19 protein-coding genes, 1 pseudogene and 1 riboswitch are annotated in these 24,204 nt (G+C 41.1%); of the genes and pseudogenes, 9 read left to right on the forward strand and 11 right to left on the reverse strand.

The features are described 5' to 3' along the window. Positions 1 to 177: 177 nt before the first annotated feature. A complete protein-coding gene (gene ribB / locus ACU696_RS18580; RefSeq protein WP_004908582.1) occupies positions 178 to 831 on the reverse strand; it encodes a 3,4-dihydroxy-2-butanone-4-phosphate synthase in 654 nt (217 codons plus the stop codon). A gap of 158 nt (positions 832 to 989) precedes the next feature. Further along, positions 990 to 1,141, reverse strand: a riboswitch (FMN riboswitch). Between the two features lie 258 nt (positions 1,142 to 1,399). Between ribB and ubiK the strand changes: the two genes are divergently transcribed. After that, positions 1,400 to 1,666, forward strand: a complete 267-nt coding sequence (gene ubiK, locus ACU696_RS18585) for a ubiquinone biosynthesis accessory factor UbiK (RefSeq protein WP_004257742.1) — start codon at positions 1,400 to 1,402, stop codon at positions 1,664 to 1,666. Positions 1,667 to 1,771: 105 nt separating this feature from the next. On the opposite strand, the gene hldE is transcribed toward ubiK, so the two are convergent. From hldE to ACU696_RS18600, 3 genes are all read right to left on the reverse strand, one after another. Beyond that, a complete protein-coding gene (gene hldE, locus ACU696_RS18590) occupies positions 1,772 to 3,199 on the reverse strand; it encodes a bifunctional D-glycero-beta-D-manno-heptose-7-phosphate kinase/D-glycero-beta-D-manno-heptose 1-phosphate adenylyltransferase HldE (protein WP_004908578.1) in 1,428 nt (475 codons plus the stop codon). A gap of 92 nt (positions 3,200 to 3,291) precedes the next feature. After that, positions 3,292 to 6,138 carry a bifunctional [glutamate--ammonia ligase]-adenylyl-L-tyrosine phosphorylase/[glutamate--ammonia-ligase] adenylyltransferase gene (glnE, locus tag ACU696_RS18595; protein WP_117162529.1) on the reverse strand — a complete coding sequence of 949 codons (2,847 nt, stop codon included), beginning with the start codon at positions 6,136 to 6,138 and terminating at the stop codon, positions 3,292 to 3,294. A gap of 12 nt (positions 6,139 to 6,150) precedes the next feature. Beyond that, a complete protein-coding gene (locus tag ACU696_RS18600; protein ID WP_117162530.1) occupies positions 6,151 to 7,113 on the reverse strand; it encodes a CYTH domain-containing protein in 963 nt (320 codons plus the stop codon). A gap of 280 nt (positions 7,114 to 7,393) precedes the next feature. Here ACU696_RS18600 and ACU696_RS18605 point away from each other — a divergent pair, with 280 nt between their 5' ends. Together ACU696_RS18605 and ACU696_RS18610 are read left to right on the forward strand one after the other, a co-directional pair. Then, entirely contained in the window at positions 7,394 to 8,008 is a 615-nt protein-coding gene (locus ACU696_RS18605) for a TIGR04211 family SH3 domain-containing protein (protein ID WP_036958005.1), read from the forward strand. Between the two features lie 14 nt (positions 8,009 to 8,022). Then, positions 8,023 to 9,267 (forward strand): multifunctional CCA addition/repair protein, encoded by a 1,245-nt coding sequence (locus tag ACU696_RS18610; protein WP_004908571.1) that lies wholly within the window; start codon positions 8,023 to 8,025, stop codon positions 9,265 to 9,267. Positions 9,268 to 9,306: 39 nt separating this feature from the next. Here the strand turns inward: ACU696_RS18610 and folB are convergent, their stop codons facing one another. Continuing rightward, a complete protein-coding gene (folB, locus tag ACU696_RS18615; RefSeq protein ID WP_004908569.1) occupies positions 9,307 to 9,666 on the reverse strand; it encodes a bifunctional dihydroneopterin aldolase/7,8-dihydroneopterin epimerase in 360 nt (119 codons plus the stop codon). Positions 9,667 to 9,774: 108 nt separating this feature from the next. Between folB and plsY the strand changes: the two genes are divergently transcribed. Both plsY and ACU696_RS18625 read left to right on the forward strand, forming a co-directional pair. Then, positions 9,775 to 10,431 (forward strand): glycerol-3-phosphate 1-O-acyltransferase PlsY, encoded by a 657-nt coding sequence (plsY, locus tag ACU696_RS18620; protein ID WP_004908566.1) that lies wholly within the window; start codon positions 9,775 to 9,777, stop codon positions 10,429 to 10,431. Between the two features lie 276 nt (positions 10,432 to 10,707). Beyond that, entirely contained in the window at positions 10,708 to 12,240 is a 1,533-nt protein-coding gene (locus tag ACU696_RS18625) for a methyl-accepting chemotaxis protein (protein ID WP_164529111.1), read from the forward strand. Between the two features lie 68 nt (positions 12,241 to 12,308). On the opposite strand, the gene tsaD is transcribed toward ACU696_RS18625, so the two are convergent. Beyond that, positions 12,309 to 13,328 carry a tRNA (adenosine(37)-N6)-threonylcarbamoyltransferase complex transferase subunit TsaD gene (gene tsaD / locus ACU696_RS18630; RefSeq protein ID WP_004908561.1) on the reverse strand — a complete coding sequence of 340 codons (1,020 nt, stop codon included), beginning with the start codon at positions 13,326 to 13,328 and terminating at the stop codon, positions 12,309 to 12,311. A gap of 329 nt (positions 13,329 to 13,657) precedes the next feature. Between tsaD and rpsU the strand changes: the two genes are divergently transcribed. From rpsU to rpoD, 3 genes are all read left to right on the forward strand, one after another. Further along, positions 13,658 to 13,873 carry a 30S ribosomal protein S21 gene (gene rpsU / locus ACU696_RS18635; protein ID WP_001144069.1) on the forward strand — a complete coding sequence of 72 codons (216 nt, stop codon included), beginning with the start codon at positions 13,658 to 13,660 and terminating at the stop codon, positions 13,871 to 13,873. Between the two features lie 171 nt (positions 13,874 to 14,044). Next, entirely contained in the window at positions 14,045 to 15,790 is a 1,746-nt protein-coding gene (gene dnaG / locus ACU696_RS18640) for a DNA primase (RefSeq protein ID WP_004908557.1), read from the forward strand. Between the two features lie 102 nt (positions 15,791 to 15,892). Then, positions 15,893 to 17,833 carry an RNA polymerase sigma factor RpoD gene (rpoD, locus tag ACU696_RS18645; protein ID WP_109911769.1) on the forward strand — a complete coding sequence of 647 codons (1,941 nt, stop codon included), beginning with the start codon at positions 15,893 to 15,895 and terminating at the stop codon, positions 17,831 to 17,833. A 68-nt stretch (positions 17,834 to 17,901) separates the two neighbouring features. On the opposite strand, the gene ACU696_RS18650 is transcribed toward rpoD, so the two are convergent. The 3 genes and pseudogenes from ACU696_RS18650 to ACU696_RS18660 all read right to left on the reverse strand — a co-directional run bounded on the left by ACU696_RS18650 (position 17,902) and on the right by ACU696_RS18660 (position 21,255). Beyond that, entirely contained in the window at positions 17,902 to 19,362 is a 1,461-nt protein-coding gene (locus tag ACU696_RS18650; RefSeq protein WP_109911768.1) for an MFS transporter, read from the reverse strand. Between the two features lie 140 nt (positions 19,363 to 19,502). Next, positions 19,503 to 19,910, reverse strand: a complete 408-nt coding sequence (locus ACU696_RS18655; RefSeq protein ID WP_109911767.1) for a hypothetical protein — start codon at positions 19,908 to 19,910, stop codon at positions 19,503 to 19,505. Between the two features lie 14 nt (positions 19,911 to 19,924). Next, a pseudogene (locus ACU696_RS18660) lies at positions 19,925 to 21,255 on the reverse strand (MFS transporter). 99 nt (positions 21,256 to 21,354) lie between these two features. Here ACU696_RS18660 and ACU696_RS18665 point away from each other — a divergent pair. Continuing rightward, positions 21,355 to 22,254 (forward strand): LysR family transcriptional regulator, encoded by a 900-nt coding sequence (locus ACU696_RS18665; RefSeq protein ID WP_209101881.1) that lies wholly within the window; start codon positions 21,355 to 21,357, stop codon positions 22,252 to 22,254. A 112-nt stretch (positions 22,255 to 22,366) separates the two neighbouring features. On the opposite strand, the gene ACU696_RS18670 is transcribed toward ACU696_RS18665, so the two are convergent. Together ACU696_RS18670 and ACU696_RS18675 are read right to left on the reverse strand one after the other, a co-directional pair. Beyond that, positions 22,367 to 22,666: an HdeA/HdeB family chaperone gene (locus tag ACU696_RS18670; RefSeq protein WP_209101879.1), complete on the reverse strand. Its 300-nt coding sequence runs from the start codon at positions 22,664 to 22,666 to the stop codon at positions 22,367 to 22,369. 233 nt (positions 22,667 to 22,899) lie between these two features. Beyond that, positions 22,900 to 24,195, reverse strand: a complete 1,296-nt coding sequence (locus tag ACU696_RS18675) for an MFS transporter (protein ID WP_004908541.1) — start codon at positions 24,193 to 24,195, stop codon at positions 22,900 to 22,902. Between the last annotated feature and the right edge of the window lie 9 nt (positions 24,196 to 24,204).

Raw genomic sequence — 24,204 nt, forward strand, 5'->3', positions numbered from 1 at the left:
AGTATGATCATCAAAAAAATTGAAAAGGCCACGAGGTGTGCAACTCAGTGGCCTTAATAACATTCTATATGCTTAACGTACTATCAATAATTTAAATAAATTAGCTTATTTTAGCCTATTAATATTTAAACTTATCAAAATCTCTATCTAGAGCTCTTCCTCAAAATATTATGAGGATCAGCTCGCTTTCTTCTCGACCTGAAGACGGTACTGCACTAAATCTTCAATTGTCACAACCGTCAAACCATGCTGCTTACCAAATGCTGCCACTTCTGGGGTGCGAGCCATAGAGCCATCATCATTAGTCAACTCACACAACACACCAGCAGGTTTGAAACCCGCTAGAGTTGCAAGGTCGATAGATGCTTCAGTGTGTCCACGACGCGCTAATACCCCACCATCACGTCCACGCAATGGGAAAACGTGGCCAGGGTGATTTAGGTCAGCAGGAACTGCATTATCAGCAATAGCAGCACGAATAGTGGTGATACGATCCGCCGCAGAAACCCCCGTAGTCACGCCTTTTGCCGCTTCGATGGTTACCGTAAAGCCAGTTTGGTTTTGGCTGGTGTTATTTTCCACCATCATTGGTAATTCGAGCTGCTTGCGACGTTCTTCAGTGATACAAAGACATACGATCCCACTGCTATAACGAATGGTAAATGCCATTTGTTCCGCGGTCATGGTTTCTGCAGCAAAAATTAAATCGCCTTCGTTCTCACGATCTTCATCATCAAGAACAAGAACACCCTTACCTTGGCGTAAAGCCTCGATAGCATTTTCAACACGCTCGATAGGATTACCGAATACAGAAAGTAGCGAATGATCCATGGTAAAAAACCTCTTAAATAGTTATTAACTAGTTACCAGAATCAAGGCAGTCTTAGGAATACGAGAAATGGTGAATATATAAATAGCCAACAACAGGCATTTACCTATTCAGGTATGCAGAACACTATTGTGCGTAACAGCACAAACATGCAGATACTGTTAATTCTCTCCCATCCGGACTATAACCGTCGGCCCCAGATTCACACTGGGTCTGCTGACCTTTACCACAAAATGGTAAAGCGCTCGCGGGCTTCATGCGTGATGCATGTTTACCGCCGGTGGGGACTTTCACCCCGCCCTGAGATATACGCAATTAATATAACGCCAATAATTCAAGTTCGCAACGATGATAATCAAAATTGGCGAATGACTCACACTTTTAGTCAAAAAACATGAATAAAAACTTAGAGTTATCACGGTTAATTTTACTACCTTAGACGAATAGCAAGCTGCTCTCGTCACAGATAATACAACGAGGCCTTTTTGCTAACTAATTCGAGCTAGCACAAGGCGAAAAGAGGTATTACACTACGCTTAATAATATCTTGATTAACTGAAGGACCCGCGAATGCTCGATCCGAAAAAAATTGAACAAGTTGCCCGCCAAATTCAAGGCGCTTTACCGCAAGGCGTACGTGATTTAGGTGAAGATTTTGATAAAAAACTGCGTTCACTGTTACAATCACAGCTCGGTAAATTAGACTTAGTCAGCCGTGAAGAATTTGATATTCAAACTCAAGTTTTATTACGTACCCGCGAAAAATTAGCGAAAATGGAACAACGCGTTAGCGCACTTGAAGCCCATTTAAATGTAGAAGAAAAGACAGCTGAGTAATTAAATTGAAAAAGTGACACCTCTTTAATTTTAGATAAATAAAAACCTCACGGCGTTTTTACATACCCACGTGAGGTTTTTAACTAACTAATTAATAATGATAAATTAACTCGTTTTCATAATATTTTTAATGATATTCGTTGTGGAAATACCATCTTCAAAGTTAAGGACTTTGACCTCGCCTCCCGCGGCCCACACTTCCGCACTGCCCGCTATCTCTTCAGGGCGGTAATCCCCCCCTTTAACTAAGATGTCTGGCAGCACTTCTGCGATTAAGCGTTGCGGAGTGTCTTCTTCAAAAGCCACAACCCAATCCACTGCCCCCAAAGCACCTAAAACGGTCATGCGTTGTTCTAATGGGTTGACTGGGCGTGTTTCACCTTTTAAGCGGCGTGTCGATGCATCGCTATTTACAGCTACAATCAGACGGTCTCCCAATTTACGTGCATTGGCTAAATACGACACATGCCCTGCATGAAGAATATCAAAACAACCATTCGTCATCACCACACGCTCACCGCGCTGTCTTGCATTCGCAACGGCTTGTTTCAATTCACTTTCGCTCATCACACCAAACCCGGTGTCAGCACGGCCACGAATGGCATTTTCCAATTCAATTGGCGAAACCGTGGAGGTTCCTAATTTACCCACGACCACGCCTGCTGCGGCATTAGCCAATGCGCAAGATTCATGTAATGGGCGACCAGATGCAATAGACGCTGCAAGTACGCCGATTACGGTGTCCCCGGCTCCTGTTACGTCAAACACTTCTTGCGCCTGAGTCGGTAAATGCAATGGTGCTTCATCGCGACGAATTAAGCTCATACCTTGTTCTGAGCGCGTAATTAACAGTGCTTTAAGCTCCAATGACTGAAGCAGCTTCATGCCTTTTTCTTCAACGTCTTGATTGTTTTTACAAGGCCCAACAATCGCTTCAAACTCAGACATGTTTGGCGTTAGTAATGTTGCCCCGCGGTAACGTTCGAAATTGTTGCCTTTCGGGTCAATCAAGACGGGAACATTGGCCTTGTTGGCAAGCGCTATCATCTTCTCGACATGAGTTAACGCCCCTTTCGCGTAATCAGATAACACCAGAGCACCAATATGAGGTAACGCCTGTTCAATGCGTTCCAACACAGGTGCGACATCAACATTGTCAAAACCTTCTTCAAAATCAAGACGGATAAGTTGCTGATTACGTGAAAGTACACGTAATTTAGTAATCGTTGGATGGGTTGGAATAGCGACAAAATCACAACGCACCTGCACCGCATTTAAGTTTTCAGTCAGTGCTTTTGCCGCGTCATCAATCCCAGTTAACCCGACAAGACGTGAATTTGCCCCTAACGAGGCAATGTTCATCGCGACGTTAGCCGCACCACCGGGACGCTCTTCTACCATCGTGACTTTAACGACCGGAACAGGGGCCTCTGGCGAAATACGGTTTGCAGGACCATGCCAATAACGGTCTAACATAACATCACCAACCACCAGCACACCGGCTTGTTTATAATCCGGAAGAGTTACTTTCATCCTGCACTCCAGTTTTAAAAAGGAAATCTGATAATAATTAGCAACAATACTAGCATATTGCGCTATTTAGCTAAATAAAATGCGTTTATTCCTTATTCCTCAAGCCATTTTTGCCAACTCGCTAAAACTTGTTCACGTTGTTGAGTAAATTGGGTCATTTCAACACGGCTTGGCAATGATTGTAATGCTAAGTGATGAAGTTCATTACGCATCGTAACATACGCTTGAGTTAAGGCATTTGCTTCATCTTCTGGCATAAAGCCATATTGCGCCATCAGCTCGAAAATACGCACATTATCGGACCAACGCGTTAACACATTATTTTCTGTGGCAAAACGCAAAACTAAGTATTGTGCGATAAATTCAATATCAGTGATCCCACCGGGATCGGCTTTTAAATCGAACTCATTGGCTTGATGGCTTCCTAAGTGCTGATGCATTTTCAAGCGCATATCACGCACTTGCTGCTGCAAGGTGTGAGGGTCTCTTGGCATACACAGAGTTTCGTGGCGAGTCTGTATAAATTGCCGTTGTAAATCCTCATCACCAAATACCATTCGGGCTCGTATGAGCGCTTGATGCTCCCATGTCCAAGCATCATTTTTTTGGTAATCATCAAATGATTGTATCGTACTGACTAACATTCCTGACTCACCGGAAGGCCTGAGCCGCGCATCAACTTCATACAACACGCCTGAAGGTGTTCGAGTACTAAACAAATGGATAATACGCTGAGCAACACGTAAGTAAAATTGGCGTGCATCAATGGAGCGTTCGCCATTGGTAACCACATCTAAAGGGCAATCGAAAAGAAAAACGAGATCTAAGTCAGAGCCATAACCCAATTCCCAGCCGCCTAGCTTTCCATAACCTAATACCGCAAACCCATATTGTTTTTTGTCACTTTGCGCTAGATGTGCTGGCTCACCATAACGTTTTACCATTTTTTGCCATGCTTGGTGTACCACCGCATCAATAATCGCCTCTGCAAGGTAAGTCAGATGATCACTAACTTTCATTACGGGTAAAACACCTGAAATATCTTCAGCAGCGATACGCAATAACTGGGCTTGTTTGAATTGACGTAATGCTTCCAGTTGTTGTTCTTCGTCATCTTCAGGAACGCGCATTAAATATTGGCGCAATTCATCACGGTAAGCGGTTAGTGGTAGAGGTTGGTATAACGATTGAGGGTCGAGCAACTCATCAAGTAACAATGGGTGACGGGCTAACTGCTCTGCTATCATTGGTGAAGCCGCACATAGGCGAATAACGTGCGTCAAAACCTCGTCAAATTCAAGCATTAACTCGAGGTAAGTTGTGCGGCTAACAATGCTCAATAACAGTGGTGTGATACGTTCAATGACTTGCCCTGCATCATCGCGCTCACCGACTTTTGCCAATAATTTAGGCATTAATTCATCAAGTACATCCCGTCCACGAGGGCCAATTGTGCGTTTATTGAGGTCATGACGGAACATCACTATGCCGTGGATAATACGTTGTGCAATCTCTTCATTTTTAGACGGCAAATAGGTGGCTAATTCTTCTTTTGACAATTCACTTTGCCATAATGTGATGTAGATTTCATCAAATGCATCAGTGTTCTCGGTGTCATCTTCCTGGCCTATTTGCTCAGTAAATATTTGATGCACTGCCGACATTTTCTGATTCAAAACCTGATAAAATGCAGGCCAATCAGCAAAACCCATTCCCCACGCTAAACGCGCTTGGTTTAAAGCCTCTTCAGGGAGCGTTTGTGTCTGTTGGTCATCAATACTTTGCAGTAAATTTTCGGCTCTACGCAAGAAAAGGTAGCTATTTTGCAGAATATTAACTTGATCTTCGGTTAATAATGCGAGTTCTCGGATACCTTGTAGCGTTGAAAATAAGGATTGTGACTGTAAAACAGGTTCCCGTCCCCCTCTAATTAACTGGAAAACCTGTGAAACAAATTCAACTTCACGAATACCTCCAGCCCCTAATTTGATGTTATTGACCAAACCACGGCGCCGAACCTCCCGCTCAATCATATTTTTCATATTGCGTAAGGATTGGATCACGCTAAAGTCAATATAGCGGCGATAAACGAAAGGACGCAAAAGTTTTCGTAAACACTCCTCATAATGGAGGCTATCAGCGCCCATAATACGAGCTTTAACCATCGCATAGCGTTCCCAATCACGCCCTTGTTCTTGGTAATAATCCTCAAGCGCGGAAAAGCTAAAAACCAGCGGCCCGCTATCACCAAATGGCCGCAAACGCATATCGACCCGATAGACAAAACCATACTCAGTCACTTGGTCGAGTACGCGAATTAATTTTTGCCCTAAACGGGTAAAAAATTGCGCGTTATCTAACTCTTTTCTGCCACCTTGAGTAACTCCATTTTCTGGGTATGCAAAAATCAGATCAATATCTGAAGAAAAATTGAGCTCTCTGCCCCCTAATTTCCCCATTCCTAAAATCAATAGCGGCTGAGGCTTGCCTTCTGCATTACAAGGCGTTCCCCATGACTGACGATATTCTTGATACAACCAGTCTCGCGCCGCAACAACCAAGGTTTCTGCCAATACACTGAGCTGATAAATCGTTTCTTTTTGCGTGCTTATTTCCAGTACTTGCATCCAGGCGCAGCGCACTAACATATGATGACGAAATGAGCGTAACACTTGCATCAAGTGATCTTCGTTGCTAACAGATAACAAGTCTTGAGCTAACCATGACGCATAACTTTTCCATTCATCGGCTTTGGGTGGTTGAGCGCGAATTTCAAGTAAAAACCGTGAATGTGCCAATACCTGCTTTAACACAAAATCACTAAAGGTAAGCACTTGAATTTCTTGTTCATTTAACGGTAATAATTCATTCGCTTGTTCTGCTAATTGTCTTAAAACGCGTTCACCTTGGCTTTGCAATAATTCAGGAAAAGCATGCATGTTATCAGTACCTTAATGGGCTTCTTGATAGGTTAAAGCACTTAACCATTGGATAAAGGCTAATTTACATTTTAACCACTGGCTGCTATAGCAAAAATCCTCAGCACTAACCGCTTCATTGGCAATATCCGAACGTAATTGCTCTAGCGGAGTGTCATGAATAAAGTGAGGCGCTGAATTTTGGTAATGGACTAAAAATGCCTGAACAAAGCGTAAAAATTCACTAAAGCCTTGGCGTGCATTGCTGCCATTGGCTAACCAATAAGCTTCATGCTGCTGGCAAAGTAATTGCATATGAGTTAATGACTTTTCGAGAGGTTGCTCTTCATAGTCAAACAACGAATCTGGGCGAGTTAATGGTTCTTTTAGCGGCGATAACAATGAATATCCGCGCGCAGCTTTGCTAAGTGATGACAAATGCAGACCATCGATATCTGCAAATTTCTTTGCTAAATTAAGTACATCAGCAATAAAGCCTTTTTTAAGCTCTAATTCAAACTCTTGAATAGGCAAATCCTTTGCGCCTGAGGAAATTTCGCCTTGGTCAAAAACTACTTCTATTTCGCTATCTTCAAAAGTCACTAACCATTTTTCACGGGTAAAATTGGTGCTAAAGAGGATATTTAATTCAGACTGAAGCTGAGAAATATCAGTTCCTTCGGGCCAAATTTCAGCGGGTAATGCCGCTAAATCAAGTTCTGGCGAATCAATGTCAACATTATATTCAGGCCGTTGGTGTAAACCACCAATCGCCTGCCCAGCTGTTTTCATGGTCATTTCATAACGCCCATCACAACCTCGGATGCGTAAGCCCATATCCCACTGACGTAACTGCTTGTTTGCCGTATCAAAGTAGATATTAGTTAACTTTGTCGGCTCACTGTATTGGTGAGACAATGTCGATAAACACTGTCGTACAGCCTCTATTGCGGAACTCTTAGCAGCAAGTTTGAGTTCAACCTCTACGTGGCTCATACATATCCTTATTTAATTATTTCACTTCACTCATATTACCCCAATCGAGCTAAGCTGAGAAAAGAAACTGTATGGTAATCAAAAATTCTACCTGTCATATTTCTTTCAGTGAGTTATATTAAAAATAGAGTAAAAATAAGGGTAATTTAGACAGTTAGGATAGTTCTCATTCTCCTTTAGAGTGTAGAGACATCTGCGTTTAGGGTTTGCACCCATACACTTTACTCATTAATATTCAAATAATATAAAACTCACTCACCACCAAAAGACTGTAAATACCATGCGAAAAATTCCATTATTATTAATTTCAATCATGGGGCTAGGCCTTTCCTTAAATTCACACGCAGCAGAAAAACGTTATGTGTCAGATGATTTATCCACATACGTTCATAGTGGACCTGGCACAAAATATCGTATTGTAGGTACGCTCAATGCAGGGGAAGCGGTTGAATTGCTCTCCACAGATAACAAGTTCGCACAAGTCCGTGATGAAAAAGGCAGAACGGTCTGGTTACCTGTTGACCAACTCAGCAATACGCCAAGTATGAAAACCCGAATTCCAGAACTTGAAGCTGAGAACCAAAAATTACGCCAACAGCTCGACAATATTGACAGCACGTGGAATACACGAACGGCTGATATGCAGCAAAAAGTCGCTGATAATGACAATATCGTCAGCCAACTGAAGGCTGAAAATGAAAAATTAAAAAACGAGTTGATCAAGTCAGGTAAAAAACTCGAAATTGCAGAAGTTAACTTAGACGATCGCCGTCGCGAATTGATCTTACAATGGTTTATGTATGGTGGTGGTGTTGCTGGTGTTGGCTTAATTTTAGGCCTAATTTTACCGCACATTATTCCACGTCGTAAAAAACGTAATGACGGCTGGATGTAATTGAGGCCATTCGAATGAAAGTATATCTCGTGGGTGGAGCAGTACGTGACCAACTGCTTGGGCTGCCTATTTCAGACAGAGACTACGTGGTGGTTGGCGCAACCCCCGAGGCAATGCTATCGCAAGGTTTTCAACAAGTCGGAAAAGATTTTCCTGTTTTCTTGCACCCAAAAACCCATGAAGAATACGCTTTAGCCCGAACAGAACGTAAAATTGGTGCAGGCTATACCGGTTTTAGCTGCTATAGCGCACCGGATGTCACTATCGAAGATGACTTACTGCGTCGTGATTTGACGATTAATGCGATAGCTCAAGATGAGTCAGGTGAAATTATTGATCCATTCCACGGTGTCATTGATCTCGATAAGCGTATTTTACGCCATGTTTCCGATGCATTTTCTGAAGACCCTTTACGGGTTTTACGGGTTGCTCGTTTTGCCGCTCGCTACTTTGAGCATGGTTTTACTATCGCACCAGAAACACTCGCCTTGATGCAAACGATGGCCGCTACAGGGGAATTATCTCATCTCACCGCCGAGCGAGTTTGGACCGAAACAGAAAAAGCGCTGAAATCAAATTCCCCACAGGTGTATTTTGATGTCTTACGCCAATGCGGTGCTTTAGCTGTACTTTTTCCTGAAATTGATGCGCTATTTGGCGTTCCTGCCCCTGAAAAATGGCACCCTGAAATTGATACAGGTATCCACACTCTAATGGTAATGAAAGTGATTTCCCGCTTATCTAAGGATGTGGATATTCGCTTTGCCGCATTGTGCCATGATTTAGGCAAGGCTCTAACACCACCCGATATTTGGCCAAGCCATCCAAACCATGGTGAAGCAGGTATTCCATTAATAGAAACACTCTGTGTAAGATTAAAAGTACCAACCACGGCTCGTGACTTAGCTCGTCTAGCGGCACGATATCATGATAAAATCCATGTTATCAATAAATTACATGCTAATGATCTAATTGCGATTTTTGATGGACTTGATAGTTGGCGTAAACCAGAACGTGTTGAACAACTAAGTTTAATCAGTGAAGCGGATGCCAGAGGTCGGTTAGGTCTTGAACAACAGCCGTACCCACAAGGGGTATATTTCAGGCAAGCTTTTGCTATTGCGCAAGCTGTTGAAGTCAAACCTATTGTTGAGCAAGGGTTTAAAGGCCCTGAAATTCGTCAAGAACTCACTCGACAACGTATAGAAGCGGTCGGCAATTGGCAACAGCGACAAAAAATCATAGTTGTCGTTGCCTAATAGATACAAAACTGGCGGTTAAACACCGCCAGACAACATTTAAGCGGTTTTCGTGCCTCTTTCGATAACAACCCCAACTTGTTTAGCGCGTGCTACTGCCCCCGGTTTAGCCACTTTAATGCGAACCCATGGACTATCAAACTGTGTTAGCAATAATTGTGCAACTTCTTCGGCAACACGTTCAACTAAACCAAATTTATTATTCCCAACATGAGCAAGGATAGCTTGGCTAACTTTGGCATAATCTAAGCAATGTTCAACATTATCGCTCATAGACGCGCGTTTGTTATCCCATCCCATTTCGATATCGAGCACCAATTTCTGTTCAATATCTTGTTCCCAGTCATATACACCAATCGTGGTGATGACTGATAATTGCTCAATAAATACGATATCCATCACGTCATTTTCTCATTTATGTACTGAATTGATACCACTTCAGCAAAAATATGCGTATTATCCAAGACTGAAGTGAATTTATGGCCTTAACCGTTTTTGGAGCTAGCTATGAGTGCAACCGCGCTTGGCATGATAATCTTCGCCTATCTTTGCGGCTCAGTTTCGAGTGCGATACTGATCTGTCGTTTGGCGAGACTACCCGACCCCCGTCAACACGGCTCTGGTAACCCTGGTGCAACTAACGTATTACGTGTAGGCGGTAAAGCAGCCGCTGCCGGAGTACTCATTTGTGACGTATTAAAAGGGATGATCCCAGTTTGGCTTGCTTATTATTTAAATGTGCAACCATTCTATCTTGGCTTTGTTGCAATTGCAGCTTGTCTTGGGCACATATATCCCATTTTCTTTCGTTTCAAAGGCGGAAAAGGGGTAGCAACCGCATTTGGTTCAATTGCCGCTATTGGTTGGGATCTTTCTGGTTTAGTCGCAGGAACATGGTTACTGACGGTGTTACTTAGTGGTTATTCGTCACTAGGAGCGATTGTCAGCGCCTTACTTGCTCCCTTTTATGTTTGGTGGTTTAAACCTGAATTCACCTTTCCGGTCGCTATGCTATCTTGTTTAGTGTTAGTTCGCCATCACGGTAATATACAACGCCTTTGGCGTGGTCAAGAAAGTCGTATTTGGCAAAAGCTGAAAAATAAAAAACGAAAAACCAATAAAGAAATAGCCCAAGAAGCTAAAGAACAAGAACTCGATGACTAATGGTGACATTTGATTTTCTCTAAGAAGAGCTGATTTCAGCTCTTTTTTTATGTTACTTGCCTTGTTTAAAATTTCCCAAAAATCCTCATTGATAACAACAGCGTGATATCCCTCCTTAAAACTGTACTAGTAGTAATTTGTGCTACGTTACATTTTTGCCATAACTAGCGCACACTTTTAAAAAAAAGTTAAATTATTGCAAATTTATTACTAAGGAATATTTAAAAGCTGTCGACTATATAAAAGGAAAATTAAACTATAATAATGGTATTTATAATGAGCAGAACCCCTTATATCACTCAAAATGAATATGTGTTAGATGAAAACATCACATTAATGACAACCAGCGATCTACAAGGAAACATTGTTCACGCTAATGATTTCTTTGTGCAGGTTAGTGGTTATGAATTAGATGAATTATTAACACGTCCACACAATATTATCCGCCATCCAGATATGCCCAAAGAAGCTTTTGCCGACATGTGGACAACACTTAAAAAAGGAGAACCCTGGACTGGCATTGTGAAAAATCGTCGGAAAAATGGTGACCACTACTGGGTTCGAGCTAATATTGTCCCAGTGGAACGCAAAGGCGTTATTACAGGCTATATGTCCATTCGTACTCGAGCAACACGCCAAGAAATTGCAACGGTAGAACCACTCTATGCAGCAATGAATGAAAATAAAAGCCAACAAAAAATTTTCAAGGGGATTGTGCTTTCTAAAAAATTACCATTTCACTTCTCAACATATTCAACACGTTCACGTATCCGACTCATCATGAGTCTGTTATTTATCCTTTGGCTTATTACGGCTAGCTTTATTTTGCAGCCAAGCGTGCCTCTACTGCTGATGAGTGCCTGTACATTTATCATACTATTGGTCGGTGATGTGATACTTGAAAAAATGCTAGCAACTCCACTGGAAAACATGACCAAACAGGCACTTGGTATTGCACGAGGAAATCGACATAGCGTTAACCATATGCAGCGCACAGATGAAATTGGCTTAATATTACGTTCTATCGGGCAACTTGGGCTAATCTGCCGTTGGTTAATAAAAGATGTCTCCGAACAAGTTGATAACGTTCGCAAAGGCAGTGAATCTTTAGTCTCCGATTGTCATGAATTAGACACTCACACTCAACAAACCGTCGGCTATATGCAACAAACCGTTGCAACAATGAACCAAATGGCCGTTTCCGTAAAAATGAATGCTGATAACACGATTCAAGTTGACCAACTTTCGAATACAACGAGCAAAACAGCAGTGAATGGGGGCGCCATGATGGAAGCTGTTGTGGATACCATGGATGAAATTGTCAGTAGCACCAGCAAAATTAACTCCATCACTGACGTGATTAAAGACATCGCATTTCAAACCAATATACTCGCGTTAAATGCCGCGGTAGAAGCCGCACGTGCAGGTGAACAAGGCAAAGGCTTTGCCGTTGTCGCAAATGAGGTTCGTAGCCTAGCAAGCCGTAGTGCAAGTGCAGTAAATGATATTCGTGAATTAATTAATGATTGTGAAAAGAAAGTCAATTCAGGGAAAAATCAAGTCCATACGGCAGGGGATACCATGAAGGAGATTGTTGACCAAATACAAAACGTCACGCAATTGATCACCCATATTAGCCAAGCAACCTCTGAACAAGCGGCAGGGATAGCCGATATTACCCAAGCAGTCAGTGAGCTCGAAACCATCACACAACAAAGCACATTACTGGTAGAACAAAGCACAGAGACATCGAAAATGGTAAAAGAACGGTCAAGCCGGCTGGAAGATGCGGTCGTTATTTTACATTAGTACTTAACTGAATAACAAAAGGGCTGTCATCCCAGCCCTTTTACAAAAATAGAGATACACCAACAACACTATTTTTCTAGCGGGGGCAATTCTGCCAAAGGCCAACGTGGGCGAACCGTCACCCCAAGCCCTGTAGTGGTTCCACCTTTAAGGCGAATAAGCCCCGCCAGCGCGATCATTGCGCCGTTATCCGTACAAAATTCAGGGCGAGCATAAAAAACTTCACCGCCACGCTGCTTGAGAACATCTTCCATTTTAGCTCTAAGTGCGCGATTAGCACTAACACCCCCCGCCATCACCAAACGTTTAAAACCTGTTTGTTCTAAAGCGCGTTTGCATTTAATTGCCAGAGTATCGACCACGGCATCCTCAAAGGCTCTCGCAATATCCGCACGAGTTTGGTCGTCATCCGCATTTTCACGGATGGTATTGGCTGCAAAGGTTTTTAGCCCAGAGAAGCTGAAATCCAGCCCTGGTCTGTCGGTCATTGGGCGAGGAAACACAAAACGACCCGCAGTACCCTGCTCCGCCATGCGAGATAACACAGGGCCACCTGGGTAGTCTAAACCTAATAGTTTTGCTGTTTTATCAAACGCTTCGCCTGCTGCGTCATCGATGGATTCGCCTAGCAGCTCATACTCACCAATTCCGGTCACACTGATAAGCTGAGTATGCCCACCAGAAACCAGTAACGCGACAAAAGGAAATTCAGGGCTTTTCTCTTCTAACATCGGTGCCAATAAATGGCCTTCCATATGGTGAACGGCCACGGCGGGAACGTTCCAGGCAAAAGCTAATGAACGCCCTACTGTTGCACCAACCATTAAAGCCCCAACCAAACCTGGCCCCGCAGTATAGGCTACAGCGTCGATGTCTTGACTTGTTAAATTGGCTTCTTTCAACGCTGCTTGAATTAACGGCACTGTTTTACGAATATGATCGCGTGAAGCCAATTCAGGCACGACACCACCGTAGTCTGCATGAACTTTAATTTGGCTGTATAATTGATTGGCTAATAAGCCATGCTCATCATCATAGATTGCGATACCAGTTTCATCGCAAGAGGTTTCGATACCTAAAACACGCATTGCACTACCCTTGTTTATTGCATAACCGCAAGTCTATCACTATTTTCGTTCAATCGCGTAATTAATGTTGTCAAAAGGCTGACTTTCCTGACTGTATAGTCTATAATCAGTCCCCTGTAATAAAAATTTCGTGTGGCTAATTCTCATTATTATCTGGTTTTGTTTGCTTTTTCATCAAATGAACTGCAAATCAGGTAATCTTGTGTGATTCAATTTTATACGGCACTTTACAAACCCGTACTCATTGAAGTAAAATTCCGCACCATTTTAAATGAAGGCTGGTGAATCAGTACCAGCAACAAACCGATTTCTATTGAGGTGAGAGGCACATGCCGGTAATTAAAGTACGTGAAAACGAGCCATTCGACGTTGCACTGCGTCGTTTCAAACGTTCCTGTGAGAAAGCAGGTGTTTTAGCTGAAGTTCGTCGTCGTGAATTCTATGAAAAACCAACGACTGAACGTAAACGCGCTAAAGCATCAGCTGTAAAGCGTCACGCTAAGAAACTGGCTCGCGAAAACGCACGCCGTACTCGTCTGTATTAATTGTTTGCGGTGAAAGCCGCATTCATTGTAGACGATAGCTAATACAAAACTTTAGTTTCTCTTGTAGTCACTCCAGTTTTTGTAGTAGTACATAGCTAAGCAGTTAAAGGCCGTGCTTTCCTAAAGGAAGCGCGGCTTATTATCGTTCATCAACAGGCGAAAAAGAGGCTTATGGCTGGACGAATTCCGCGTTCATTTATCAATGACTTGTTAGCAAGAACCGACATCATTGATTTAGTCGATGCAAAAGTCCCGTTAAAAAAACAGGGTAAAAACCATCACGCTTGTTGTCCGTTCCATAATGAAAAAACACCTTCTTTTACCGTAAATGGTGAAAGACAATTTTATTACTGTTTTGGTTGTGGTGCTCATGGCAACGCTATCGATTTTTTAATGAACTATGACAAACTCGATTTTGTTGAAGCCATTGAAGAATTATCTGCACTACATGGCCTTGATGTTCCTTACGAAAAAGGAACGGGTTCAAGCCAAATAGAACTTCATCAACGACAAAATTTATATCAGTTGATGGAAAAAATTAATCAATTTTACTGTGCTGCCTTAAGTCATTCTTCAGCTAATAAAGCGAAAGATTATTTAAGCCAACGTGGTTTAAGTGCCGAAATTATTGAGCATTTTTCAATTGGTTTCGCCCCTGCGGGCTGGGACAATTTGCTCAAAAAATTCGCTGTAAACCCAGAAAGTCGCAAACAGCTTGATGATGCAGGCATGTTAGTGACAAATGATAATGGCCGAGTCTATGACCGCTTTAGAGAGCGTGTCATGTTCCCAATTCGGGATAGGCGCGGTCGTGTGATTGCCTTCGGTGGGCGCGTATTAGGAGATGCTCTCCCTAAATACTTAAACTCCCCCGAAACAGATATTTTCCATAAAGGCCGTCAGTTATTTGGCCTCTATGAAGCAACACAAAACAGTAATGAATTATCAAAATTACTGGTAGTTGAAGGCTATATGGACGTTGTTGCACTTGCTCAGTACGATATCCGCTATGCGGTTGCTTCACTTGGCACATCAACAACCTCAGAACATATTCAGTTACTTTATCGTTCAACAGATACGGTTATTTGCTGTTATGATGGAGACCGCGCTGGCCGAGAAGCGGCATGGCGAGCACTTGAAACAGCACTGCCTTATCTGACTGACGGCCGTCAATTGCGTTTTATGTTTTTACCCGACGGTGAAGACCCAGATTCATTAGTACGAAAAGAAGGCAAAGACGCTTTTGAGCAACGTATGAAAGATGCTCAAACCCTTTCTGCTTTTTTATTTGATTCACTTGTGCCACAGGTAGATTTAAAAACACAAGAAGGGAAAGCAAAATTTAGTAAACTGGCTATCCCTTTGATTAAACAAATACCTGGTGAAACACTGCGCCTTTATATGGCACAAGAGCTAGGAAATTTTATTGGTATACCGGATATTTCTCAAGTTCTTGCTATGATTGATAGAGAGAGCACAGAACAAGTTAACTATCAGGCGCCCAAATTAAAACCAACCACAATGCGAATACTTATCGCGCTGTTGGTACAGAATCCGAACTTTTCGGAACTTGTTCCCTCGTTAGAGGGAATTGCCCATATTCAAATGCCGGGGCTTTCTCTATTTCAGGAATTGGTCGATGTCTGCCGTTCCACCCCCGGAATGTCAACTGGGCAGTTGCTAGAGCGTTATCGTGATAATAAATTTGCGAAACAGCTTGAAAAACTCGCAACGTGGAACGATATAGAAATAGAGGAGATAGCGGAAAATACTTTTATAGATGCCTTAAACCATCTATTTAACAGCGCACTCGACGAACGTTTTGACTACTTAATAGCAAAAGAACGAACTGAAGGGCTGACCCCAGAAGAGCGCGAAGAAGTCCGCTTAATCACTCTTTCTAGAGTGAAAACATAGTATCAACCCAAAACAGAATTAGTATTTTAAACGGCTTAAGTGCCGATAAACACAAGGCAGATGCCTGTAAAATGCTACGAAAAATAAAGGGCGTAGCAAATAATAAATGTTCCCTTTGTATGTTCTTGTTGGCCGAATGTTTCGCCGACCGACACCAATCTAAATACTCAGAAGTGTGGATACCGTCTTATGGAGCAAAACCCGCAGTCGCAGCTTAAGCTACTCGTAACCAAGGGTAAAGAGCAAGGTTACTTAACCTATGCTGAGGTCAACGACCATCTGCCGGAAGATATCGTCGATTCAGATCAAATCGAAGATATCATTCAGATGATTAATGACATGGGCATCCAGGTCATGGAAGAAGCACCTGATGCCGATGATTTAATTTTGGCTGAAAATACTTCCGATACTGATGAAGATGCAGCTGAAGCCGCTGCACAAGTGCTGTCCAGTGTTGAAAGTGAAATCGGCCGTACAACCGACCCTGTCCGCATGTATATGCGCGAAATGGGAACCGTCGAGCTTCTCACTCGAGAAGGCGAAATCGACATTGCAAAACGTATCGAGGATGGGATAAATCAGGTTCAGTGCTCTGTAGCTGAATACCCTGAGGCTATCACCTATCTTCTTGAGCAGTATGACCGTGTTGAAGCAGGAGAAAGCCGTTTATCTGATTTAATCACCGGCTTTGTTGACCCTAACGCGGAAGAAGATCTCGCACCAACAGCGACTCACGTTGGCTCTGAATTACCACAAGAAGAGCTTGATAAAGACGATGACGAAGACGAAGAAGATGAAGACGGCGATGACAGCGATAGCGATGACGATAACAGCATCGATCCTGAATTAGCGCGTCAAAAATTCTCTGATCTTCGTGAGCAATATGAAAAAACGCGTCAACATATTAAACAATATGGTCGTAGTGACGCGAAAACGGCTGCCGCTATCGAGCAGCTTTCCGAAGTATTTAAAGAGTTCCGTTTAGTTCCTAAGCAATTTGACTATTTGGTCAATAACATGCGTGAAATGATGGACCGAGTTCGCTTACAAGAGCGTACCATCATGAAACTGTGTGTTGAACAATGTAAAATGCCGAAGAAAAACTTCATTACTTTATTTAGTGGTAATGAGACCAGTGAAACTTGGTTAACTGCTGCAAAAGCAATGAACAAGCCTTGGTCAGAAAAATTACTTGAAGTTGAAGAAGAAATTCTGCGTTGCCTACAAAGACTGCGCCAAATTGAAGAAGAAACGGGTCTGACAATCGAACAAGTTAAAGATATCAACCGTCGTATGTCTATCGGTGAAGCGAAAGCACGCCGTGCGAAAAAAGAGATGGTTGAAGCAAACTTACGTCTGGTAATTTCTATTGCTAAGAAATATACCAACCGTGGCTTGCAGTTCCTTGACCTGATTCAAGAAGGTAACATCGGTCTGATGAAAGCCGTTGATAAGTTTGAATATCGCCGTGGCTATAAGTTCTCAACTTATGCGACTTGGTGGATCCGTCAGGCTATCACGCGTTCAATCGCTGACCAAGCACGTACTATTCGTATCCCGGTTCACATGATTGAAACTATCAACAAGCTGAACCGTATCTCTCGTCAAATGCTGCAAGAAATGGGCCGTGAGCCATCGCCAGAAGAACTGGCAGAACGCATGCTAATGCCGGAAGATAAAATTCGTAAAGTACTGAAGATTGCTAAAGAACCGATTTCAATGGAAACCCCTATTGGTGATGATGAAGATTCACATTTAGGTGATTTTATTGAAGATACCACTTTAGAACTGCCTTTAGACTCTGCAACATCAGAAAGCTTACGCTCTGCAACTCACGAAGTGTTAGCAGGCTTAACCGCTCGTGAAGCAAAAGTACTGCGTATGCGTTTTGGTATCGACATGAATACTGACCACACCCTTGAGGAAGTTGGTAAACAGTTTGATGTTACCCGTGAACGTATCCGTCAGATTGAAGCGAAAGCGTTACGTAAATTACGTCACCCAAGCCGCTCAGAAGTGCTACGCAGCTTCCTTGACGAATAATTGATTCATTTATATCTAAAAACACCTGCTCCGGCAGGTGTTTTTTTATGCTTACTACCCAATATTCGCTAATTCTCTGATTTATTCCTTGCCATCAGACATAACGTTATCAATATCGCTATCGCGCCACCTAACATCGCCAGATTAAAACCGGAAACAAAAGCAGAACGCGTTGCCTGCTCAATAAATGTTGATGGCATCACCGAGGAAGTTTGAATCAAACGTTCGATTTCCTGTGCCGACAACATCATGGCCAGCTTGTTATCCTGTAATAGCTGCTCTACAGCGCGATGTGTCATCAATGTCCCTAAAAAAGCAATGCCAAGGGTCATACCTGTTTGCCTTAATGCGTTCATGACCGCAGAAGCAATACCAGAATAGGCCTTATCAACACTCGCCATAACCAGTGCCCCAATTGCTGGGGTAGACATCCCCATTCCAGCCCCCAAAATAAATAAGGTTATCGCAATAGGAATATAAGGTGTTTCAGTATTCACACGAGTTAATAATAATGAAGCCAATGCAATTAAAATAAAACCCAAAATCATGAGGTTTCGCACGCTTAAACGGCGAGACAGTTTACCAAAAGAAAATGAAAAAATAGCCATGGCAATAAACTCAGGAGCCATGCGGATCCCGGCTTCAAATGCCCCCCACCCTTGGCCTTTTTGCAAAAATAGTGCGATGAAGAATACATTACTGTAAGTTGCAAAACCCAAAGCAAAAGACGCCATATTATATTGAAAGAAAAAAGGATTTTTTTTGAATAAAAAAAGCGGTAATAATGGCCGAGTTACGTGAAGTTCAACCCAAATAAACCCTAAGCATGCAAAAATCGCAATGATTAACCCACTCAATGTGAGGTAACTGCCCCAACCGTGTTCTCCAGCTTCGATTAAAGCAAAAGTTAACCCACCTAACGCAATGATACTTAAAACTTGTCCCATTGGATCTAATGCGGCTTTATCTGGATCTGCACTTTCTTGTATACCTAACCAGCCTAACAGTAATGTCAGTAGTCCAATCGGGATATTAATTAAAAATATCGTTGTCCAATCGAAGCTATCGACTAAAAAGCCCCCTAAAATAGGACCGATAATTAACGAAAGTGCACTCACTGCTGACCAAATACCAATAATTCTGATGCGCTCGATATCATTCGAGAAAGCTTGCGTAATAATAGAAAGTGCCCCTGGAATTAAAGCAGCAGCAGCGACTCCTTGGATAACCCGCCCCGCTATCAACATGTGTGGCGACGCAGAAAATGCACAAATTGCAGATCCTAGAGTAAAGATAACAATCCCTGTTAACCAAATTTTTTTACGCCCATAACGGTCGCTTATCGGGCCAACAGATAGGATCAACGCTGACAGACATAACGCATAGGCGTCAATAATCCATTGTAGCATTGACATATGAGCCTTGAGGTCACGCCCAATAGCAGGTAGTGCAACATTTACAATACTGATATCTAACGTTGCCATAAAGGTACCCAAGCAAACTGCTAGGATCAAAAAAAGCCGTCTCATTTTTTATACCTCATCATCGATCATAGCAATATGATAATATTCGACCGACCGACGGTCAATAAAAATGAGAATAGATATCATTTATCACTTATATTTTTTTACTCTTTGAAAAAACGGCCTTTAGCCGTTTTATTCTTATTTTAATCCGTTTGAGTTGAAAGTACCGGAGTTTCATGTAGATAAACCCAATAACATTTCTCCGCTTCCACTCTAATGCAAACAACGGAAGTTCGTAATGTTTCTATATCACTAATTTGCTGTTTCTCTTGATATTGAATCCAGCAATAGCCATTATCCTCTCTTAATGGAACCAGATTAGTACATCTTGTCGTAAATGATGCTCGAGTCCCAATATTTTGGCTAAATAACGTGGTGACGTCATTTAAACCAATGCAATAGCCTTGTATTGTGACCATTTTGAAGTTGTCATCAAAACTGCTTAATAAAAGAGATAAGCTTTTATCGCTATTTCGTCCCTTAAATACATCTTCAATTAAAACATGTAAATCCACTACGCTTTGCAGCGCTCTTTTCATTGTTTCACTCATTTTGTTTCACTCATTTATTTTTCCTTGATCACTGAAATTAATGAAAGTAACCCGAGTATTGATGCGATAAAAAACGTATATTGATAACGTATTAAATCATTCGAGAAAGTCGTTAAGCTAAATATAGAAATAAATACGACTGCACCAACACTAAATGCGACTTGTCGATTAATATTCCACAATACGCTACCTTGAAGTAAATCTTTGTCTTTAAAATCCATTAACGAGCTAATTTGTGCAGTATTGGCGCTCAATCCCCCCCCATCCCCATCAATAAATAAGCGATTATTAATAAACTGAGCTGGTTTGAAGATGAAACCCAATAAAGCAGAAAAATACCAAAGCTATGCAGTGTAATACCAATAATAAATAATCGCTTTTTTCCTATCTGCAAATAAAGGCGTCCACCGGTTAGCATTGATATTACTGCCCCCAATGCATATAGCACCATAAATAGCCCGGTTTGTGCAGCACTGAACCCCATATTTTCTTGTAGATTAAAAATATTGAGTAAATTAACTCCCGTAAAAATACCGGGAACAGCATAGTAAATAATAAAAGCGTTGCGTAGGTTGGAATTCTTTAATAACTGAAAATTTAAAATAGGTTCTCGGCATTTTTTAGCGTATTTAAGGTAAACAATAAATACGAGGGCTGAAGTAAAAAAACTCACCAAAGCCAATAATAAATTGTGATAATCATTATAAAAAGAGAATGATAATAATAGGCTTAACAAACTTAAACTCACCATTATTAATCCCAAAATATCTGGTTTTTCTCTTATTTTTACTCCTTCATTTTTTATCCAACTCCAGGCTAGTACTGCTGTTAGTAATGAGAAAGGCAAATTAGAATAAAACACCCAATGCCAAGACAGAGAATCAATAATTAGGCCGCCAATTGCAGGCGAAAATGCGGGAGCAATTAACGCTACAGTCATAATCAATGTTGATATACGCTGGCGATCATTATTGGGAAATAATGCGAAAACTAACGCCTGACCTACCGGAATTAATAACCCTCCTGCTGCACCTTGGATAAAGCGCCAAAAAATTAAGCTATAAATTGAACCACTGCTTCCACTAAACCAAGCAGCAACAGAAAAAAGTAACATGGAATAACACAGTAATTTTTGATTGCCTAACCTACCTGCTAGCCATAAGCTGATTGGCATCACTAAAACTAGACCTAAAATATAGGCATTGGCAACCCATGCAACTTGAGATTGGCTTACTGAAAAGGACGATGCAATATCAGGTAATGCTATCGCTGACATAAAAATGTTAATACAATCAATAAAGAAACCAAGTAAAAATACTGTGGCAATTTTGTATCGATAAGTCATGGACTTCCTCCGGTGGCAAAGAATAAGTTTTAGTCCTTTCTTTGTCGATACAAGGGAGGTAACATGATTGTTTAATAAATAAGAACAATCATTGTTATTATGCAAAAAAATCTCAAAAAGATTATCAGTTTTCTACAAGTTGTTGATTCGGGCTCATTCACTAAAGCCGCAGATATTTTAGGGCTAAGCCGTTCTATGGTGAGTGTCGATATCAAACAATTAGAAGCTCAGCTTAATGTAAGCTTGCTAACACGAAATACGCGAAATATTGCATTAACAGAGGTGGGAAAACATTTTTATGACGACTTTAAACGTATTCAAAGTCAAATAGATGAAGCTTTCGAAAAAAGCCAAAATTTAGGAACTAATATTGTAGGTTTGCTGCGCTTTTCATCAACAAGTGAATTTGGCCAACGTTTTATTTTGCCACTACTACCTGAATTTTGCCGCCTTTATCCTAAGCTAAGGTTACAGTATTCATTTAACTCATCCTTAGATGACCTTATCACAGAGAAACTCGATTTATCTATTCGGTTAGGTAATTTAAAAAATTCATCCCATAAAATGAAAAAACTGAGTGAATATGAAATTTACTTAGTTGCCACCCCTGAATTTCTAAAAAAACACCCAATCAAACAACTCACTGATTTAGCAAATGTTCCATGGATTAACCATGCGCTATTAAACTGGCAAGATCCTCAATATTTTTTACAGAATTCAAAAAATGAAAAATATTACTTACCTTTAATTAAAAACCAATATGAGTCTAATTCTGCCGCCGTTATTCACCATATGGTGTTAGCCTCATTAGGTATTGCAATATGCCCAGCTTGGATGGTTGATGATGACTTGCGGTATGAACGCTTAGTTCATGTATTACCTGAATACCGTTTGCCGAAACAAAATATTCAATTACTTTACCCAAATACTTTTGTTTTACCGGCTAAGACACGTGCATTTATCGATTTCTTAACCGATAAATTAGCGGCAAAGAAATAAAGATAGGTCGGTTCAATGTTTCTAAAATAGAGATTTCTAATCTACCACAGTATAATAGCTATTTTCCTAATCGGAAATGGCTATTATGCCCTCCATGGCATAATAGTTTGCTTTATTTCTTAGATGCTAAATAATCTTGTAGAGTGCCTTCCGGCTTTTTCTTACAAAACTCAACAATCTGAGGGACTTCGGCAACACTTTGCTCTGTTAGCGCAACATAATCTCCACCTTTAAATTGCGTTTCTTGATTTGTTACCCATAACGCAATAGGTGCCCAGCTCTGAGAGTCTAAATTAATAAATTGCTGGCAAGTCATATTTTCAGGTGTAACCGTATTTTTGTCTGCCGCCATTGAGTTAAATGAAATTGTAGATACAGCAAGTAATACGCTAGATATAATAACCTTTCTCATTTTGAACTCCTTTGAAAATTAAAAACACAGAATCATGTGCCGGAATATTATTAGCATATTATTTATGGAACTTACATATTCTAATTTTGATGATTAAATTTATACCGAGTCAAAAATTCGAATAATAAATAATAAAAACAAATAACTATGAACAATTACTTAATTAGACCATCAATATACGATATATTTTTTTATAAAAAAGCCACTTATACAAAGTGGCTATGATTATTTAATTAGACTGTTTTTACTTCCATCTCAGCAGGATCTTTAATTGGTTCATTAACAAAGAAGAAATAAACCAATGATGCTAGGAATGCGACAGTTGCACAAACCACAAGGGCTAAGGTAAATGAATGTGTTTGGTCAATAATAATACCGGTAATAATCGGAGCAAACGACCCTCCAATAAAACCACCGAAATTTTGAATGCCACTCACAGAAGTGATTAAGCGAGAAGGCACTGAAACTAAAATCAATCCCCAAGCAGAAGTCCCCGCAAAGTGAATAGAAAATAGTGCCATACTAATACACGCAACGGCTGAAAAGGTACTGTCAGTATAAGCGGCAGGCAATGTAAACATCGCAGCGAATAACAAGCCTAAGCAAATCATCCACTTACGGCTTTTCATTTTGTCAGCACCGCGTTTCACCACATAGTCTGCAACAACACCATTTACCAGCATTCCCAGCGCACCAAATAAAAAGGGTATTGCTGCAACCCAGCCGGTTTTTTCTAGACTTAAACCTCTGGAGTTTTCAAGATAAGCAGGCAACCATGTGAGGTATAACCAAACCATATAACCCACACCATTAAACCCAATGATCATTCCCCATAAAGAACGTTGTTTAAATAATGACGCCCATTCCTTGAAAGAAACTTTATTCGTTGAAGATGGTGGAGCACCGTCATTTAAATAGTTTAATTCATCATCTGTTAATTCTAATTGTTCACGATTACGATAGAAAATAAACCAAAGTATAGACAGAATAATCCCACTAATACCGATAATAATAAACATTGTACGCCAGCCAAAAGCTAACATTAATGCAATGAGCAAAGGTGGCGCTAATGCTTGAGCTAGAGTAGAGGACATATTTACAATCCCCATTGGCAGACCACGCTCACGGATATTATACCAATCATTAACGACTTTAACGCCTGTCGGTAAATGCGGTGCTTCACCAATACCTAAAATAACCCGTGCAATAATTAAATGGGTAAATGAAGATAATAGCCCTGTCACGGTTTGTGCTAATGACCATAAGAACAAACCGAAGCCATAGATCTTTTTAACCCCAAAGCGTTCCATTACCATACCTATAGGTAGTTGGCATAACGCATAGCCAAATGAAAATACCGATAACAATAATCCCATTTGGGTTGCACTAAATCCTAATTCTTTACTTATTGTAGAGTTAGCAATAGAGAGTGATGCTCTATCTAAAAAATTAATGATACCTGCTATCAACAAAAATGTAAGCGCAATAAGCTGCCAGCGCTTTAGCCTTTTACTCGCATGTAGTGACATAATTAAGTA

The organism is Providencia sp. PROV_01 (genome assembly GCF_053098325.1).

Excerpts from the sequence above, each read along its gene's own strand:
- ribB (WP_004908582.1), bottom strand. The coding sequence starts at position 831 with ATGGATCATTCGCTACTTTCTGTATTCGGTAATCCTATCGAGCGTGTT.
- ubiK (WP_004257742.1), top strand. The coding sequence starts at position 1,400 with ATGCTCGATCCGAAAAAAATTGAACAAGTTGCCCGCCAAATTCAAGGC.
- hldE (WP_004908578.1), bottom strand. The coding sequence starts at position 3,199 with ATGAAAGTAACTCTTCCGGATTATAAACAAGCCGGTGTGCTGGTGGTT.
- glnE (WP_117162529.1), bottom strand. The coding sequence starts at position 6,138 with ATGCATGCTTTTCCTGAATTATTGCAAAGCCAAGGTGAACGCGTTTTA.
- ACU696_RS18600 (WP_117162530.1), bottom strand. The coding sequence starts at position 7,113 with ATGAGCCACGTAGAGGTTGAACTCAAACTTGCTGCTAAGAGTTCCGCA.
- ACU696_RS18605 (WP_036958005.1), top strand. The coding sequence starts at position 7,394 with ATGCGAAAAATTCCATTATTATTAATTTCAATCATGGGGCTAGGCCTT.
- ACU696_RS18610 (WP_004908571.1), top strand. The coding sequence starts at position 8,023 with ATGAAAGTATATCTCGTGGGTGGAGCAGTACGTGACCAACTGCTTGGG.
- folB (WP_004908569.1), bottom strand. The coding sequence starts at position 9,666 with ATGGATATCGTATTTATTGAGCAATTATCAGTCATCACCACGATTGGT.
- plsY (WP_004908566.1), top strand. The coding sequence starts at position 9,775 with ATGAGTGCAACCGCGCTTGGCATGATAATCTTCGCCTATCTTTGCGGC.
- ACU696_RS18625 (WP_164529111.1), top strand. The coding sequence starts at position 10,708 with ATGAGCAGAACCCCTTATATCACTCAAAATGAATATGTGTTAGATGAA.
- tsaD (WP_004908561.1), bottom strand. The coding sequence starts at position 13,328 with ATGCGTGTTTTAGGTATCGAAACCTCTTGCGATGAAACTGGTATCGCA.
- rpsU (WP_001144069.1), top strand. The coding sequence starts at position 13,658 with ATGCCGGTAATTAAAGTACGTGAAAACGAGCCATTCGACGTTGCACTG.
- dnaG (WP_004908557.1), top strand. The coding sequence starts at position 14,045 with ATGGCTGGACGAATTCCGCGTTCATTTATCAATGACTTGTTAGCAAGA.
- ACU696_RS18650 (WP_109911768.1), bottom strand. The coding sequence starts at position 19,362 with ATGAGACGGCTTTTTTTGATCCTAGCAGTTTGCTTGGGTACCTTTATG.
- ACU696_RS18655 (WP_109911767.1), bottom strand. The coding sequence starts at position 19,910 with ATGAGTGAAACAATGAAAAGAGCGCTGCAAAGCGTAGTGGATTTACAT.
- ACU696_RS18665 (WP_209101881.1), top strand. The coding sequence starts at position 21,355 with ATGCAAAAAAATCTCAAAAAGATTATCAGTTTTCTACAAGTTGTTGAT.
- ACU696_RS18670 (WP_209101879.1), bottom strand. The coding sequence starts at position 22,666 with ATGAGAAAGGTTATTATATCTAGCGTATTACTTGCTGTATCTACAATT.
- ACU696_RS18675 (WP_004908541.1), bottom strand. The coding sequence starts at position 24,195 with ATGTCACTACATGCGAGTAAAAGGCTAAAGCGCTGGCAGCTTATTGCG.